Source organism: Paenisporosarcina sp. TG20 (genome assembly GCF_000286315.1).
Taxonomy (GTDB): Bacteria; Bacillota; Bacilli; order Bacillales_A; family Planococcaceae; genus Paenisporosarcina.
Genome location: NZ_ALJG01000280.1, coordinates 1 through 16,456, shown reverse-complemented (window position 1 = coordinate 16,456; position 16,456 = coordinate 1). Strand labels below are relative to the sequence as shown.

18 protein-coding genes, 1 tRNA gene and 1 pseudogene are annotated in these 16,456 nt (G+C 37.9%); 7 read left to right on the top strand and 13 right to left on the bottom strand.

Annotated elements, in window-relative coordinates; all coding sequences use genetic code 11:
- Window positions 1-345: 345 nt before the first annotated feature.
- Window positions 346-1,350, top strand: coding sequence for a DUF3231 family protein (locus tag B371_RS0108870; protein WP_019413957.1), 1,005 nt, complete (start codon window positions 346-348; stop codon window positions 1,348-1,350).
- 283 nt (window positions 1,351-1,633) lie between these two features.
- Here the strand turns inward: B371_RS0108870 and B371_RS0108865 are convergent, their stop codons facing one another.
- The 5 genes from B371_RS0108865 to B371_RS0108850 form a co-directional block, all read right to left on the bottom strand.
- Window positions 1,634-1,999, bottom strand: coding sequence for a cupin domain-containing protein (locus B371_RS0108865; protein ID WP_026023009.1), 366 nt, complete (start codon window positions 1,997-1,999; stop codon window positions 1,634-1,636).
- A 473-nt stretch (window positions 2,000-2,472) separates the two neighbouring features.
- The gene (locus B371_RS24050; RefSeq protein WP_237721523.1) at window positions 2,473-2,631 is read right to left on the bottom strand and encodes a hypothetical protein; all 159 of its coding nucleotides are present in this window, start codon (window positions 2,629-2,631) and stop codon (window positions 2,473-2,475) included.
- A 182-nt stretch (window positions 2,632-2,813) separates the two neighbouring features.
- On the bottom strand, window positions 2,814-3,383 hold the full coding sequence (locus B371_RS0108860) for a nucleotidyltransferase family protein (RefSeq protein ID WP_019413955.1): 570 nt from the start codon (window positions 3,381-3,383) through the stop codon (window positions 2,814-2,816).
- Between the two features lie 56 nt (window positions 3,384-3,439).
- A complete protein-coding gene (locus B371_RS21565) occupies window positions 3,440-4,075 on the bottom strand; it encodes a zinc dependent phospholipase C family protein (RefSeq protein WP_019413954.1) in 636 nt (211 codons plus the stop codon).
- Window positions 4,076-4,281: 206 nt separating this feature from the next.
- Window positions 4,282-4,791, bottom strand: a complete 510-nt coding sequence (locus B371_RS0108850; RefSeq protein ID WP_019413953.1) for a hypothetical protein — start codon at window positions 4,789-4,791, stop codon at window positions 4,282-4,284.
- 47 nt (window positions 4,792-4,838) lie between these two features.
- Between B371_RS0108850 and B371_RS23485 the strand changes: the two genes are divergently transcribed.
- Window positions 4,839-4,982, top strand: coding sequence for a hypothetical protein (locus B371_RS23485; RefSeq protein ID WP_019413952.1), 144 nt, complete (start codon window positions 4,839-4,841; stop codon window positions 4,980-4,982).
- On the opposite strand, the gene B371_RS0108840 is transcribed toward B371_RS23485, so the two are convergent.
- From B371_RS0108840 to B371_RS23480, 8 genes are all read right to left on the bottom strand, one after another.
- Window positions 4,979-5,641, bottom strand: a complete 663-nt coding sequence (locus B371_RS0108840; RefSeq protein WP_237721522.1) for a GDSL-type esterase/lipase family protein — start codon at window positions 5,639-5,641, stop codon at window positions 4,979-4,981. The two genes, B371_RS23485 and B371_RS0108840, sit on opposite strands and share 4 nt — an antisense overlap.
- 187 nt (window positions 5,642-5,828) lie before the next feature.
- A complete protein-coding gene (locus tag B371_RS0108835; RefSeq protein ID WP_237721521.1) occupies window positions 5,829-6,419 on the bottom strand; it encodes a polysaccharide deacetylase family protein in 591 nt (196 codons plus the stop codon).
- 68 nt (window positions 6,420-6,487) lie between these two features.
- Window positions 6,488-7,252, bottom strand: coding sequence for a phosphonate ABC transporter ATP-binding protein (gene phnC, locus B371_RS0108830; RefSeq protein WP_019413949.1), 765 nt, complete (start codon window positions 7,250-7,252; stop codon window positions 6,488-6,490).
- Window positions 7,253-7,264: 12 nt separating this feature from the next.
- The gene (gene phnE, locus B371_RS0108825) at window positions 7,265-8,020 is read right to left on the bottom strand and encodes a phosphonate ABC transporter, permease protein PhnE (protein ID WP_019413948.1); all 756 of its coding nucleotides are present in this window, start codon (window positions 8,018-8,020) and stop codon (window positions 7,265-7,267) included.
- Between the two features lie 11 nt (window positions 8,021-8,031).
- Entirely contained in the window at window positions 8,032-8,946 is a 915-nt protein-coding gene (phnD, locus tag B371_RS0108820) for a phosphate/phosphite/phosphonate ABC transporter substrate-binding protein (RefSeq protein WP_019413947.1), read from the bottom strand.
- A 49-nt stretch (window positions 8,947-8,995) separates the two neighbouring features.
- Window positions 8,996-10,042, bottom strand: coding sequence for a selenide, water dikinase SelD (gene selD, locus B371_RS0108815; protein ID WP_083844966.1), 1,047 nt, complete (start codon window positions 10,040-10,042; stop codon window positions 8,996-8,998).
- A 69-nt stretch (window positions 10,043-10,111) separates the two neighbouring features.
- The gene (locus B371_RS0108810) at window positions 10,112-11,107 is read right to left on the bottom strand and encodes a glycosyltransferase (RefSeq protein ID WP_019413945.1); all 996 of its coding nucleotides are present in this window, start codon (window positions 11,105-11,107) and stop codon (window positions 10,112-10,114) included.
- Between the two features lie 144 nt (window positions 11,108-11,251).
- A tRNA-Sec gene (locus tag B371_RS23480) sits at window positions 11,252-11,348 on the bottom strand.
- Window positions 11,349-11,718: 370 nt separating this feature from the next.
- Between B371_RS23480 and selB the strand changes: the two genes are divergently transcribed.
- From selB to B371_RS0108785, 5 genes and pseudogenes are all read left to right on the top strand, one after another.
- Window positions 11,719-13,620, top strand: a complete 1,902-nt coding sequence (selB, locus tag B371_RS0108805; protein ID WP_019413944.1) for a selenocysteine-specific translation elongation factor — start codon at window positions 11,719-11,721, stop codon at window positions 13,618-13,620.
- A gap of 130 nt (window positions 13,621-13,750) precedes the next feature.
- Window positions 13,751-13,933, top strand: a pseudogene (locus B371_RS24480) (Rdx family protein); the annotation flags it as partial.
- A 67-nt stretch (window positions 13,934-14,000) separates the two neighbouring features.
- Window positions 14,001-15,413: an L-seryl-tRNA(Sec) selenium transferase gene (selA, locus tag B371_RS0108795; RefSeq protein ID WP_019413942.1), complete on the top strand. Its 1,413-nt coding sequence runs from the start codon at window positions 14,001-14,003 to the stop codon at window positions 15,411-15,413.
- A gap of 63 nt (window positions 15,414-15,476) precedes the next feature.
- A complete protein-coding gene (locus B371_RS24475; protein WP_019413941.1) occupies window positions 15,477-15,590 on the top strand; it encodes a redoxin domain-containing protein in 114 nt (37 codons plus the stop codon).
- Window positions 15,591-15,605: 15 nt separating this feature from the next.
- Entirely contained in the window at window positions 15,606-16,232 is a 627-nt protein-coding gene (locus B371_RS0108785) for a redoxin domain-containing protein (RefSeq protein WP_083844964.1), read from the top strand.
- The last annotated feature ends 224 nt before the right edge of the window (window positions 16,233-16,456 follow it).

Here is a 16,456-nt window from a genome sequence, read left to right as displayed (position 1 = left end):
GTCGCTCCTGGAGTCGCCGCCTTACGCTTCAATCAAACGATACCTGTTTAAAATAAACGGATAACAATTAAATCTTCGTGTTTATTATCGAATAGAGGAGTTATGAAAATGATTCATATACATAAGATTTTCTTATGTTAAAATTCATAGCTTCCTATACTTATCTCATTGTTTCATTAACTTTCTTAAATAAATCAAAGAAAATAGAAATGAATGAAAATTTAAACTAAAATAGTCCATAACTTAACAACCATTTATTAAATCAGGTATCTTCTAAGTCAATTATGACTATTTTTCTAGAATTATGGGAAACATATTTAAATAAAAGTAAATGGGGGTATCTAAATGGGAGATAATCACAATGCTAAATTAACGTCATCTGAAATGGGCTTGTTATGGGGACAATTTCAAAACGATACATTAGGTATTTGTACAATTTCTTATTTATTAAATACAGTTGAGGACCCAAAAATCCAATCAATTTTAGAATACGCTTTAGAACTATCGTTAGATCATATAAGAGTGATCAAGGAAATTTTACATGCTGAACAACATCCTATTCCTATGGGTTTTACGGAGCAAGATGTAAATGTAAATGCACCAAGACTTTTTTCAGACGTCTTCATGTTGTATTATATGGCAAATATGGGTTCAATGGGTCTAAACGGTAATAGTGTGGCCTTACCTAATTCATCAAGAAAAGATATCCGGGATTTTTATACATCATGTTTGTATTCTTCTGCAGAGCTTTTTAATCGTTCTACCGACCTTATGTTAAACAAAGGAGTCTTGGTACGTCCACCTTATATACCATATCCCGATCAGGTTGAGTTTGTACAAAAACAACACTTTTTAGCAGGTTGGGTTGGTGATGAAAGACAACTGACGACGGTTGAAATCTCATCATTATTTTTTAATTTGCAACGAAATGTGCTAGGGAGTTCATTAATAACCGGGTTTAGCCAAGTGGCTAACTCAAAAAGTGTCCGTCAATATTTTGTGAGAGGGGCAGAAGTTGCGAAGCATCATTGTGCAGTATTTGCGAAGATTTTAAGTGAAGACAATTTAGTTACACCAATGACTTCGGATACCGCACCAACACTTTCAAAATTATCTCCTTTCTCAGATAAACTCATGATGTTCCATGTCACTGCGCTTAATGCAGCAGGTATAGGGTATTATGGCGTATCCATAGGGACAAGTCCAAGAAGAGATTTAGGGATCGCCTATTCCCGTTTAATGGCAGAGGTCGGGTTGTATGCGGAAGATGGTGCGAATATGATGATTAGTAATGGTTGGATGGAAAAACCGCCATCATCTCCAGATAGAAAAAATTTGGCAAAGGGGTAGGATAGGTGAAGATTTCTTGTGTACTCAAATTACCGCCTAAAGTGATTTCCAAAAGACCCTTTTCTTCAGTAATTGGAAAAGGGTCTTAAAAATATATTTTTACATCTATTACAAACAACTAATAGTTGTACTTTTATGAACTGTCATTCTACTTTTATTATTCTACAATCTCTCCCGTAAATGCGGCACGATAAATTGCACATATACCTTCTCTAAGCAAGAGCTTGGGCTTCTAGACAATCATGAGAAATACGGGATTGTCCCCCGTGACTGAACTATTGGTTTAAATCCATATATTGTTTTTTGCAGTTAGTTTGGAACTAGTTTCACCCGTGTTGACTACACCTTTATGCTCTACTAGCATTATTTGGCATTCCTTATCAGCATAAGGCTTATGCTCCACACCTTTTGGTATCACATACATTTCACCTTTGGAAAGTTTAACCTGTCCATCGCGAAATGCGATGGACATCTCGCCGTCTATCACGATGAATACCTCATCATTGTCTTTATGATCGTGCCATACAAAATCCCCCAGAATCTTAACTAACTTAAACTGATAGTCATCCATTTCACCAATGACTTTGGGCGACCAGTGTTCACTGAATTTGGACAGATTCTCACTTAGATTGATAGCATTAAAATTGATATAAATCCCCCCACAACGATTCTTCCTCTTATTTTACAACTTCGACAAATTAATTACTATTTTAAGTAATACGGTCCAGAAAATCATGCACAAGTCTCACATTCAATGCAAGATGAAGCAAAAGTGAAAATGGAAATCACAAGGTGAGTTGGAAGTAGTTTCATCCATTCTATCGGAACCCAACTTTACAACTTACAAACCGAATGAACCATTACCGCTTATCTTGAATAAGAACGCTAGCTAGTTTACATAGGGATGAACACAATTCTTCTCTCAATCATTCTGCCATTGTTAAAGAGGCAGTAAAGCTTTCTTGCTGTTAAACCAAAAATGGCAAGACAGAAGTTTTCACTTCATAGCCTTTTTCTTTTGCCTGTTACTCTGTTAAACCAACCGTTGCCAATGCTAGAGCTGTAAACGTAACTCCTGGACTCACTTCAAAATCCAGGTTTTTATTTTTATGGAATCCTACGTTACATTCCCTGCAACAAAGGCATTTTGATAAGCTGCCTCTTATACAAAATGAGGATATCTCCGGCTGCATAGATGTACGAGCTTGACGTTTGGGAATAATCATTAATAGTGATTTCACCAGAGAATCCTACTTTAACGTCTGCTTCTCGTAATTTCAAAGTTGCTGTATTTGGTGTTCTTCCTTTAGCAATCAATTGATGTAAACATATACATTAATTACGTCACAGTGTTGATAAACTGGTTTAAAGGAAGCTCCTGTGACTAATCTTATTCCCTTATTCGGTTAACTACACAACTTTATAGTTCCTAAATTTTATGCTTATTTTGCCCAAACAGGAACTTAAATATGATGCACGATAACCTTATTCCATGTAGATTTCCAATTCTTTTTTTGTACACGTTTTTCATATATAACAGCTCGTTCCTTACTTTCTATAAAAAAAGGTGTGGGTTTTACCTCGCAATTAATTACATCAATGATGCCACAAGGAGCCGTTAAGATCACATTATCTTTATCATCTAATCTTACCCCTAGAGCAGTTGCCGTTTCCGGAAATTTTGATATCGCGTCTACCGAAGAAAAGTAAGGAGAAAAGTCATTTAATATGTGCATTCTTGCCTCATTTTTTACCGACCATGGTACATTAGGAAGAATACTTTTTAATTTTTCTTCAAATTTCTTTTCCTCTAATTCTTCAATATTTGTATCGTCAAAGTAGATGACGTCCACATCAGGCGTATTTGTCCTTTGACTAAAACTATGTAGTGTATCCCATATTTTTGAACGAACAAAACCAGCGCAAATCCACCAATCAGGAAGGTGTAACAGTTTAGCTGCTTTTAATACCGTCATCATCCATTCATCCTGTTCAATTAGCTCAATCACATCTTTTTCATTTTTAATCTTCATAATTTCCTCCTTCATATTAAAAATATAAATTAGAGAAATTATCGGTTCATTTCCGATTACTGCAGTTTTCTCTGAATTATTATTGCACTACAAACTTCATATGCAGCTGTAGATGCCGTATCAATATAATTAATGATTTCATTCAAATTATACACTTGCAATTCCTTCTCAAGGTCTTCTTTGGTATAAATGAAATCATTTAATGTTTCTTCCCTAAAACTTTTCAAGTCACCAGATATAATTTCGCATACATCGTTAAGTTGTAAATTAGATTCATGCAATTTGTCTTTTAAATCTCCACATTTAAATTCTTCAATTAACTTTCCGTTTAATTTCCTAAAATCATTATGCCACCTTTCTAATAAGCTTGGATCTTTATCTAGACGGTTCTTAAAATTGTTTTTATAATAGATATTTTTCATCCATACATCATCAGAAATTAAATGTGTTAAATAACCAAGCAAAAACTCATTTTGGATAACCTCATGATACTTTTCAATAAATTTTTTATAATTTACACATCTAGTATCATCATCCAGTTTCCCTTCATAAAAGTGTGATATATTTTTTCTATCTCTAGTTAAAGTTGCATCCGGAGCAATTCCACCTAGAAGAAAATTTTGTGTATTAGGTATTCCTAATTTTTCTGACACCATTTTGGCAATGATTAGATGCATTATTCTTGATCCCATATTTGTCCTCCTTTACAAATTTAATAGGTTGTCAAAACTGAATCATTTCACAGAGTTGCTTGTACTTTCTTAATTCGAGAAGGACATTCTGTCTTATGCATAGAAGATATTTCAATTACAATTAAAAAATTGTCACTTATAAACAAAAATTATTAAAAACCCAATTGCTTAGAAGTGACAATAAGGTAAACCTTTATCATAAACTATTATTCGTTCATTACATGGTAATACTTTTTATAAGTTAGTACTTGCATTTCATCAGAAGCTTTTGGAGTGAATTCTCCATGTATTTGATGCAAAACGTTGGTGTATAAGGATTGAAGACCAACATCTTGTAAAGCCATTTCAAAATGGACATGCTTAACCGCAGAATTTTTCATCATCAGTGCAGACATAAAGTTGTCGCTAGCCATAAACTTAGCAGTAGATCTTGCTTCTAGCGTAATTTCTTTTTCCTGATTAGAAAATTCCTCATCATTAATTTTAACACTTACTTTCTCCACATTATCCAAATGATACGCCCTATCTTGATATGGATCAATTAGAGACAACATGACTCGGACATGACTTCTCAACACGTTAACATGTACTTCAAGCAGATTTTTTAAGATCGGGCTATTTACTGTCATATAGTAAGATTTTAGTTTACTGATTACTCCTTCATGTACTGCAAGATGCTCAGCCATTAGTCCTAAGTCTGCAGATGGTAAACGCAAAGAATCTCCTCCTCGTAATCATCTCAGCATATGAGGAGGAGATTGATTTGGTGAAGATATTTTTATTATCAAATACACAAAATCCTGGAAAACATAGTGGAAAAACAGCACTAACACTATCTCTAGCTGGTTCTTCCAATTATTACTTTACAGCAACTATTGGTACAAAAGGTGAAATTACCCATTGCTAATTCCAAGAAGTATTTTTATGCAGTCCATCAATACCTAAGTTTTGAATGGTCTCTGCTATAACCAAATAACCTTTGCTATTCGGATGCACTTTATCATATGATAAGTACTCTTGTTCATGAGAAAGAAAAGCACTATAAACATCTGCAACTCTTACGCCTAAGTATTTTTCGGATTTTTTAATATGGTGGTTAAATTTGTTAATCCATTTATTTGCTAGTTGAATTTCTGGAAAAGGATTGTATAGGTTCACTATTCTAATTACATATTTGTGACCACAATCTTTTTTGACTTCATTAATTTTCTTCAACAATTTTGCATAATTAATTTGAGATGCCGCCAATGCTTCCAAAAATACTCCATCATCATCCTCTAACTGGAATTTCTTAGTGGCATCTATTAAATCATTTCCTCCAGCAGTAATGGTGATTATTTCTGATTCTCTAATTACTTTCTGAATAGGTTCATTTTCCAGCACTTTTAATACATCTACTGTCTTAAATCCTGACCGTGCGAATACAAATAAAGGAATCCCCTGTTTAAATTCACATTCAAGATACCTCTTATATCTGGGTACAAACCCTGGTTCAAATCTAGATGTCCCTATTCCCACCGACAACGAATCACCTAAAGCCACATAAGATAAATTTATTTCCCCCACCCCCTTATATTAGTAGTCAACTTATAGGTATTCATAAATGTTTGTGGATGTGTCAATGTATAGTAACTCTTTTAAAAATCAATTTGAAAATATATAAGAACTTAAACGATAAAAAGACAACCTTCTCTATGTAGAGAAAATCATCTTTAATGACATTCATATTTTCGTGAATCTCAATCCATGTTCATTATAGCAGCTTAAAGTTATAGCCTTTTTCTCTGATGGCATCAATCAGCCGTGGCAGTACGTCCAAAGTTTGTTTCAGTTCATGTAACAGTATTACGGCACCGTCTTCTAAATTTTCTACAATATTGTTCAAGATTTGTTCTGGGTTATCTTTTAGTTCCCAATCCATTGAAGCTACTCTCCAAATAACTGGCGTTAGGCTTAATTTTTTAGCAGCTTTGATTGTATCATTGTTGAACCGGCCAAATGGCGGTCTGAAGTACTTGACGCGTGTTCCTGTTACTTTCTCAATGGCCATAACACTGTTCTTAACTTCCTGATACTGTTCATCATACGTAAGTTTTTCTAAGTTTATATGCTTTGTTGTGTGTGTCCCAATCAGATGCCCTTCCGACAAAACTCGTTTCCAAGGTCTTTTCGGATATAGGAGGCGTGATTGCCAAAAGAAGACAGCAGGCACTTGTTCTTGTTTTAAAACATCTAGAATTTGCGGCAAGAATCGACCGGGACCGTCATCAAAGGTAAGGATGACCGACTTTTCGGTTGGATCTTGACTTATAGTCACCACATTTAAATTAGTAGAATCGTACACGACTCTTGTATTGTCAACAATTCAAGGACTTTTTATCATTTATTATCATTCCTCTACTGCTAGCTATTTTACATGCTAAAGAATGAGTTTTGCTGTTCGGATTCGTATGTTTCATAATATTCTTTATCATTAAAATCTTCCGGGCTTCCATCATAAATCAAATGACCATTTTTAAAAGCGATAATTCTAGTAGCATAACGCTTAGCAAGATCGACATCATGCACATTGATTATTGTGAGCAATTTAAGTCGTTCATGCATTTCTTTTAGCAATGTAAAAATATGATTAGAAGTTCCGGGGTCTAAGCTTGCAACAGGTTCATCTCCTAACAATATTTTCGGCTGTTGCATCAAAGCACGCGCAATCCCAACACGTTGTTTTTGGCCACCACTTAAATATTCCACTCTGCGATTTGCCATTTCTGTAAGCCCAACACTAGAAATTACACGCTTCGCTAGTTCTAATTCATTCGCTGTAAAATAGCCAATCATATTTTTAAACGAAGATCGGTAACCGAAAGTGCCTGTCAATATATTTTGCTGCACACTCAACCTTGGAATGAGACTGAAATGTTGGAAAACCATGCCCATTTCACGCCTAACTTTCCGTAGCTGCTCTTCTTTAAGGGTGGATACCCGTTGGTCGTCAATGTATATTTCCCCGCCTGTTGGCTTTTGCAAGCCATTGATACATCGAATGAATGTTGATTTACCTGCACCGCTTTTCCCCAACACACATACAAAATCGCCTTTATTGAAGGACACATTTATATTAGTAAGTGCTTCTACCTTGGTATCTGGGTAATGTACAGACAGATTTTCCACCATAATCATGTAATCACTCCTTTATATAATGCGATTTCGTACAAAGCTTGCCAAGAAGTCAATGATGATTACCATAATCATAATGATTAGTACATCAAGCGATACAGAGGAATATTGAAAGGTTTTAAAATCGTTAAACAAACGTTGGCCAATTCCTCCGCCACCAATAAAGCCCAGAATAAGGGACGTCCGAATAGCAACTTCAAAACGATAAAAGAACTGCGACAAGACATTCGGCCAGATCTGCGGCAAGATGCTAAATAAATTTGCAAGCCACTTTTTAGCTCCTACAGCTCTCATTGCCTCTTGCGGACCAGGATCAGCGGCTTCAATCAACTCTGAAATCAATTTCCCCAGTACACCAACATTATGAAACATAATGGCTATAACTGCTGGAAACGGTCCTAACCCAAGAGTCGTCAACAGGATTAATCCGAAAACGATTTCGGGAATGGAGCGAACAAAGCTTAAAGATATTCTAGAAAAGTGGAAAAGAAACTTGGATGATGATGTATTCCGAGCTGCTATAAAGCTTATAGGCAATACAATTAGTAACGCGAGAAAACTGCCCAGGAATGCCATCGCCAATGTTTCGAAGGTATCCTCTAGCATGCCGGGGAGTTTAGAAAAGTCCATCGGAAACCATTGCGACAAGAAATCGATCATGTTACGAAAATCTCTAAATTTCGTCAAATCGAATTCTGTCAGCCTCATGCTGATATAAACAAATAGGATTAGTAAAGCCACCGTAATAATGTTGCTCTTTCTAAACCACAATCTGATCAACTCTATTCTTTAATAATTCCTTGCTTTTTCGCAGCTTGTAAAATACTATCGTAATCTTCGCTATTCGCTTCAGTAAACCCGCTAGCACCGAAAGCATCAAGTATTTCTTGATCTTCAATCGCTAAAAAGGCTTCTCGAAGTTGTTTAATCGTTTCGTCATCTGTTCCTTTATGAACAGCCCAAGGATATTGAAATAACTTTTCTGATTCCCAAATTATTTTTAATTGATCCTTGTCTATTTTTCCAGATTCGATTAATTGATTATAAATGGCACTGTCAATTGCCCCGGCATCAACTTGTTTGTTTTGCACAGACAAAGCTGTAGCATCATGCGATCCCGTATAACGCACTGAGTTAAATTTATTATCTTCTTGTGACACATATACACCACGATCTTGTAATTCAATAGAAGGAATCAATGATCCAGACGTAGAATTAATGTCTCCAAAAGCAAAATCTATTTCTGCTGGATTACTTAGCAGTTCTTCTATAGATGTCATTGGGTTGTCCTTATGCGTAATAAAATATGAGTGGTAAAAAGGTTCTCCATCCACAAGTTGTGTAATGATGGCTTTTGCTCCACCCTTTTCCTGAGCAATTACGTAAGTTAACGGGCCTAGAAAAGCCATGTCTATTTGTTCATAATTCATTGCTTCCACAACACCGTTATAATCGGGATATACTTCAATCTCTACTTCCCGGCTTAATTTATCGCTTAAGAGGGCTTGTAGGTTATTCATTGCACCCTCCATTGCGCCTTCCGATTGAGCAGGAATAACACCTATGGTAAAGGTTTCTTGAAGTTCTTGTCCTTCCTCGCCTACTGGCTCTGCGTTATCTTGTGTATCACTAGTTCCGCATGCTGATAAAAAAGCTGAAAAACTAAGTATAAAAGCAAATAAAAACGTTTTTTTCATAAACTGCACCTCTTCTTAGTAAAACAAGGACTCCTTTAGAGTCCTTGTTTTAGATAACTTTAATACGACAAGCATTCTCTTTCGTTACTTCTCCTATGATGGCAGATTGTACACCCTTTTCCTGCAATTCGTAATATAGCGTAACCGCTTCCTCTTCAGGTACCGAAATGAGCAATCCACCTGATGTGACCGCATCACAAAGAATTAACTGTTCAACTTTACTGATATTGGGACCGTAATCGATATCTTCTGCAAGCCATTTATGATTTTTTAGAGTTCCCCCTGGAATCACATTTTGTTCAGCAAGCTCTCGAGCTTTTGCTAAGATGGGTACATCCTTATTGGATACAGTAATTCCTACCATACTGCCTTTGGCGATTTCCATCATATGACCAAGAAGGCCAAACCCAGTTACATCTGTGCAAGCATTGACTGTATAATTCTCCATCACTTCAGCTGCTGTTTTATTTAATGTTGCCATGACGTTCATGACTTCCACTAGATCTTCTTCAGGTAAAAGATTGTTTTTAATAGCAGTCGTTAAAATGCCGACTCCAATCGGTTTCGTCAAAATAATACGGTCACCCGGTTTTGCACTGGCGTTGGAAAGAATTCGATCAGGATGAATCGTGCCAGTTACAGATAAACCAAATTTTGGCTCTTGATCATCAATGGAATGGCCGCCAACTAATACAGCGCCCGATTCTCTAACCTTGTCGGAAGCGCCCACCAATATTTCAGCTAAAATGCTTTTATCCAGTGTATTGATTGGAAAAGCAACGATATTCATAACGGTAAGCGGCTTGCCGCCCATTGCGTAGACATCACTTAATGCATTTGCTGCACCGATTTGACCAAACATATATGGATCATCGACTATAGGAGTAAAGAAATCTAAAGTTTGAACTAGTGCTGTATCGTCGTTTATTTTGTAAACACCTGCGTCGTCCGATGTAGCTAAGCCAACAAGCAAGTTAGGATCGTCGATAGATTTTGGTAAATGACGCAGAACCTGCGCTAGGTCTTCAGGACCAATTTTACATCCTCAACCACCTTTTGTAGATAAAGAAGTTAATCTCACTTTTTCTCTAGACATTGATAATCACTCCTGTTTGTTTAAATGTTTGTTGTCATAAATGCGAAATTAGGCTTTAAATTACCCAATCTACTCTAATATGTTGCGATAAATCTTCAGTAAAGCTTCGGCTTCGGCTGAACTTGAATGATGTTCGGCTACATATGCTTTGGCAGACTGTCCTATAGTTTCTCTAATTTCATGATTATTTATCACCTTTTCAGCACAATAAATAAATTCATCTTGGCCATTAAATAAAAGACCTGTTTTACCATTGGAAATGATACTCCGATTCCCTTGAATGTTTGACGCTATCACAGGCAACTCATAACTCATCGCTTCTAGAATAGCGCAAGGCTGCCCTTCTGAATGGGATGTATTCAAGACCGCATCGGCTGTATCGTAAACGCAGCCCATCTCAACGTGAGGTACTTGTCCAATATAGGTAATCCATTCACAGTGCCGTTTCACTAGTTCTAATACAATCTTCCCCTCTTCTTCTTCGAGAATAGGTCCGACTAGCCATAATCGTATATTTGGCATCTTTTTGTGAAGTTCATACAGTGCTGTTATGGCGAATGGAATATTTTTTACTTTTCTGACACCTGCAGGCAACACAAACAAAAAGCTGTTTGGTTCTTTTATGAAGGAGCATTTTTTAATCGGAAAACTGCTTACTCCTTGAACAATCGTATAGATTTTATCCTTTAGTCTCGGTGCTTCTCCAACCAAAATATCCTTGGCTTTATCCTCAAACACATGGATGGCTTTAGCTCCATTTAAAGAAGCAAGAACATCGTTCCGTCTGTCTGGATTGAACAAATCATGATTCAAATCGGTTCCCGTTAACGTCACTACATAAGACTCAGGTTTATTATCTAATTTCTGCATAAACTTATAAAATTGGTATGCATGAAAGCCGTGAACCAAATCTGCAGACTGAATAAAATTACTTATTTTTTCTTCTGTTGTGGAGAAAATGTCGGTTTGCACGCCAAGACTCACCAAACCATCAGCAATTCGCTGAACTGTCACTGTATTTCCACGGGGCTGTGGAAAATAGGGCAAAGCCAATACAATCTTCATTCCACTTCATCCTTTATTGCATCTATTAGTTAAACTAACAACTATTTTTATCAGAAGAAAAATAAATTCTTCTGAATTCAATTATCCTGATTTCAAAGTAATTTGTCACTTATTTTGCTTTTAAGCATCTTCATTCAAAATAATTGGCGGGATCGTGTGGGAATCGAACCCACCGAGCCTGGCACGCAGGCCCCTCAGGGTTTTGAAGACCCAGGAAGACACCAGTCACTCATCCAACCCCATTTTATACTCAAGTTAGTTTATATCGAATAAAAAGGAAGTGCAAGAAAGGTGCTTAAGATAAACATACTGCCCAAAAACTTAAAGCACTTTCGAGGTCATTCTTACTCTTTTCAAGTTAAAAGACGGTTGGTTTTCTAAGTTAAAGTGTCCGCAATCTTATCTGAAGAAATATATTTTTAAGTTTGAGAGTTTTTGGGTTTTAACTTAACTTGAATTTTAAAAGTATCTATATATTATGCGTTTGTTTGAACTAGTTATTCAGGAAGAGACATGGAGTGTTTTTCACGAAAGGAATCACCATGCTTGAAACGACTGCCCATGAAGATTAAAGTTAAAGTATCGTCAATTAAAGGAAGTGTGTGAAGGGAATGGAAGACAGGTATTTTACAATTGGCATGGCTGGGCATATCGACCATGGAAAAACGTCACTGACTAAAATATTGACCAATATAGATACAGACCGTCTAAAAGAAGAAAAAGAACGAGGTATTTCAATTGAAGCTGGCTATGCCCCTTTGCAAACAGAAGATGGCACTCATATATCTATAGTTGATGTTCCTGGGCATGAACGTTTTATCCGACAAATGATTGCTGGAGTGGCAGGAATTGACCTGGTTGTGCTGGTTGTTGCAGCGGACGAAGGCATCATGCCTCAAACGGAAGAACATTTGGAAATTCTAAAGTTTCTTGGAATCAAACATTGCATTGTTGCTATTTCAAAAATGGATCTCGTCGATGAAGTGATGTTGGAAATTGTTAAGGACGACATCCAGGAACGTCTAAAAGATACCATTTTTCAGAATGCACCTTATATAACGGTAGACAGTCTGTCCGGAAATGGAATTGTTGGACTGAAAAAAACAATTTTTGCTGAACTGAAAAAAGTGCAGTTCCGCGATGCCTATGGTTCTTTCAGGTTACCCATTGATCAAGTTTTCACGGTTCAAGGACAAGGGACTGTCGTAAGGGGAACTGTTTACGAAGGTATCGTTCCAAAAGGCAGCCAGTTAACGCTTCTTCCAAAAGGGATTACAGTGAAAGCGCGCCATATACAAGTACACCATCAAGAACAACAACAGGCTAGGGCTGGGCAGCGCACCGCTATCAACCTTGGGGGAGTAGATAAACACTCCGTCAGCAGAGGTGATGTGTTGGTGGCTTCCGATCATTTTTTGGCTACCGACACAATTGATGTTGTACTCCAGTTGGTCGAAAACGACTTTTCACCCATTAAGCAGCGCGCCCCTGTGAAAATCCATGTTGGAACTTCAGAAGTGATGGGCAAGATCGTTCTATTTGATCGTAATGAACTAGAGCAGACTGCAGATGAAGTGCTATGTCAAATTCGCCTGGACGAAGAAGTGGTCGTTAGGCGTGGCGACCGTTTTATTATGCGGAGACCCACTCCTGTGGAAACATTAGGAGGCGGTTGGATTATACGCCCTAAAGGCGGCAAGTATCGGTTTGGAGAAGAAACAATTCAAATGCTTCGCAATCAGCAAAAAGGAACACCGCAAGATTTGGTTGAAGATATTTTGGCCAAGCACATACTACTTGATATGAAACACTTGATCCAACAGACTTCCCTGGATGAGCAAGTTTTCAAGGAAACCGTGGCCAAAGGGCTTAAAGAAGGACTACTAATAGAAGTTACAGGTGGGAAATATTGTTTATCCAAAACGTTTGCGCGGATAACGGATGAACTGTCTGGCAGACTTGAAATGTTTCACGCGGAATTTCCGATGCGATTTGGAATGAGCAAAGCCGAACTCATACAGTCATTCAGCAAGGTTTATCCAAAACCATTTATCGAATATAGCTTAAATACCCTGATAGACCAAAACAAATTAAAGAAGTCGGAGCAATTTGTTCTTTTGGCATCTTTCCAACCCGACTTACCGCAAAAATGGAAGGTCCGTATGACACAAATCATTGCTGCCCTTGAAAAAGACGGTTTAGAGCCAAAGAAATGGGTAGATTACTTTGAAGGGACACCTGTTCCGAAAAGTGATATTCCCGATTTGACTGTTTATTTACTCAATACACAGCAAGCTTATCGGTTAATGGATGATACGCTGATACACAGAACCTCTTTTAATCAGGCTATTCTCAAACTACAACAGCAGACGGACGAATCTTTCGGACTAAAAGAAGCAAAAGACTCATTGAATGTATCGCGTAAATATCTGATTCCATTTTTGGAATTACTAGATCAGCTTAGTTACACAACTCGTTTAGAGGATAAAAGACAGTGGTCAAGCAAGGGATAAGTCAGTGAACTACCTAAATTACTTTTTTCTGTGCTACTCTGAAATAAAAGTAGGAAATATGAAGGGAGGAAGATTTGTCATGAACTATAAAATCTTAATTCAATTTTGCATGCAGTGAAACTATGCTCCTAACGCCGCAAGTTTTGCGGAACAATTGTTTAATCATTTTCGTTCAGAAATCGTTTCCTTGGAACTGGTACCTAGTTCTGGAGGAGCTTTCGAAGTCACGGTCGATGGGGAAAAAGTTTATTCAAAACTTGATACCGGACGTTTTCCCAAAATTGAACAAGTCATCAAAAAAATAGAAAAATAAGTTATTTAAATATGGCAATTGGTCCCGTATTATCCATCTACGTGTACTGGACATGGAGGACTTTTATATGAAACAGTATTTACGACAACTACCACCCGTCCATGAATTACAGAAAGATCGACGCTTCGAAGCCATCCGGCAAGCGTACGATCTGACAAATGAACAGTTGACGAGATTTACCCAGCACGCTGTAAATGACTTGCGAGAAGAACTACTGAGTGGCCGTTTAAACCTCGATGGAACCAATAAAGTAGTTTCCGAGTTGGTATTTGAAAGCGCTGCAAAAAGAGCCGGTGAATGGAAAGAAGATCGCTTAGCAAGGGTCATTAACGGGACAGGGACGGTACTCCATACCAATTTAGGCCGCTCTCGTTTAAGCCTTGAAGCCGCTCAACATGTCACACGAGTTGCGAGAAACTATTCCAACCTTGAATATCATACGGCTCAAGGAAAACGTGGTTCCCGCCACGACATCATTGAAGACTTGCTGAAAGAATCGACTGGTGCAGAAGCGGCCATGGTTGTTAACAATAATGCAGCGGCTGTTTTTCTCATTTTAAGTGCTCTTGCTAAAAACCGAGAAGTTATCGTCTCTCGTGGCCAGCTTGTCGAAATCGGTGGCTCTTTCCGGGTGTCATCTATAATGGAAGAAAGTGGTGCAAAATTAGTTGAGGTAGGTACCACAAACAAAACTCATTTAGTCGATTTTGAACATGCTATCAGTAAAGAGACAGCCATGATTATGAAGGTACATACTAGTAACTTTATGATTATCGGTTTTACGGAAACGGTGGAAACCGAGGCGCTTGTTGATTTAAAAAACAAGCATGAAGGTTTATTGTTTTACGAAGATCTCGGTAGTGGTGCACTTTATGATTTTAAAAAACATGGCATTGGTGACGAACCGCTGGTTAAAGAAGTCCTAGAATCAGGAGTTGACATCGTGTCTTTCAGTGGCGACAAGTTACTTGGAGGACCTCAGGCTGGCATTATCGTCGGGAGAAAAGCTATCATTGACCAATTGAAAAAGCATCAGTTAGCGAGAGTGTTAAGAGTCGATAAAATGACTTTGGCAGCATTAGAGGAAACACTGAAAACTTACGTAGCCGGTGGTAACGCTATATTGGAAATCCCGACTATCCGGGACATCACCCGTTCACTTGGAAGCATTAAACAACAAGCTGAAGACTTCATCCAAGACGTCCAGTCCCGAACAACCGCTTACAAGATTGACTTAAAGGAAAGCACTTCCCAAATAGGTGGAGGTACCATGCCGGGAGTCGAACTTCCCACATATGTGGCGGCAATTACTCATCTCAGATTTTCCTCACAGGAATTATCACAGAACCTTAGGGGCTGCAGTCCGGCCATCGTCACCAGAATCCAAGATAACCAGGTGTACATTGACTTTCGTACCATTGAGGAGCAAGAGATGCAACTGCTAACCGATAGCTTTGCAGAAATTGCACAGACTAAGTAGGAATTATAACTTACTTTGTAGAATAAGGTTAGTAGTAGTTATTATTAATAGAGGAGGATGGATATGTTACTAGAAAAAATTCAAGATTTAACGCTAAAAGATTTAAATGGAAATAAAGTCTCCATCAACGATTACCGCGGAAAAAATACATTGATCTTCATGTGGGCTTCTTGGTGAAGATGCCGCGATCAACTGCCAGGTTGGCAGAAAGTTTATGAAGATAACAAAGACAAGAACTTTGAAATTCTATCAGTAGCAGTGGATGGACAGGGAGCAGAAGTCGTTAAGCCTTACGTAAAAGGAACTACTTTTACTACCGTGGTTGATGAAAACAATACACTGGTGAATATGTTCCGCTTTAAAGCGATTCCCAATGGGATTTTCATCGATGAAGATGGAATAATTCGCTTGATAAAAGAAGGATTTAAAGTAGAAAACTCAGAACATGTTAAAGCCGTTGAACAATTGATCAACAAAGAAGTAGAACAAATTGAATTTGATGACAGTGCACCAAAAAGTGAACAGTCAGATCTTCAGCTTCAACTGGCGCAGACGAAATTCAAACTGGGTATGGAGTACGCCAAGCAAAAGCGTGACGATGAAGCGTTAAAGGAACTCGATGACGCCATTTTACTTGATCCCGATAACTTCACAATCCGCAAACAACGTTGGTATATCCGTTACCCTGAAAAATTCAGTCCAGTAATTGATTTCGACTGGCAAACAGGTCAGTTGGAAAAAGAACAAAAGTATGAAGAACACCACCGAAACCAAGGATTAGTTTGTGGTCCGGACGGGTGTTTCTTACCAAGTCGTTAGGCTAAAGAAGTCGTTCGCGGCTTCTTTTTTTGCTGACTAAAGCACTGAAATTGAATAAGTTAAGAAAAACCGGGCAAAGTACGCCCGGTCCTTTAAGAAAGTACACAGTATCCAATTTGGTTTATGGTATGATTTCCGTTGCAGGCGGACGCTTTCCGCGGGCGAGCGCCAAGCCTCCTCGTCCACTAGCGCTACCTGCGGGGTCTCGTCTGTCTCGCTTTTCC

What these genes read in the sequence shown, in the direction of transcription:
- B371_RS0108870 (WP_019413957.1), top strand. Translation starts at nt 346, where the DNA reads ATGGGAGATAATCACAATGCTAAATTAACGTCATCTGAAATGGGCTTG.
- B371_RS0108860 (WP_019413955.1), bottom strand. Translation starts at nt 3,383, where the DNA reads ATGAAGATTAAAAATGAAAAAGATGTGATTGAGCTAATTGAACAGGAT.
- B371_RS21565 (WP_019413954.1), bottom strand. Translation starts at nt 4,075, where the DNA reads ATGGGATCAAGAATAATGCATCTAATCATTGCCAAAATGGTGTCAGAA.
- phnC (WP_019413949.1), bottom strand. Translation starts at nt 7,252, where the DNA reads ATGATTATGGTGGAAAATCTGTCTGTACATTACCCAGATACCAAGGTA.
- phnD (WP_019413947.1), bottom strand. Translation starts at nt 8,946, where the DNA reads ATGAAAAAAACGTTTTTATTTGCTTTTATACTTAGTTTTTCAGCTTTT.
- B371_RS0108810 (WP_019413945.1), bottom strand. Translation starts at nt 11,107, where the DNA reads ATGAAGATTGTATTGGCTTTGCCCTATTTTCCACAGCCCCGTGGAAAT.
- selB (WP_019413944.1), top strand. Translation starts at nt 11,719, where the DNA reads ATGGAAGACAGGTATTTTACAATTGGCATGGCTGGGCATATCGACCAT.
- selA (WP_019413942.1), top strand. Translation starts at nt 14,001, where the DNA reads ATGAAACAGTATTTACGACAACTACCACCCGTCCATGAATTACAGAAA.
- B371_RS24475 (WP_019413941.1), top strand. Translation starts at nt 15,477, where the DNA reads ATGTTACTAGAAAAAATTCAAGATTTAACGCTAAAAGATTTAAATGGA.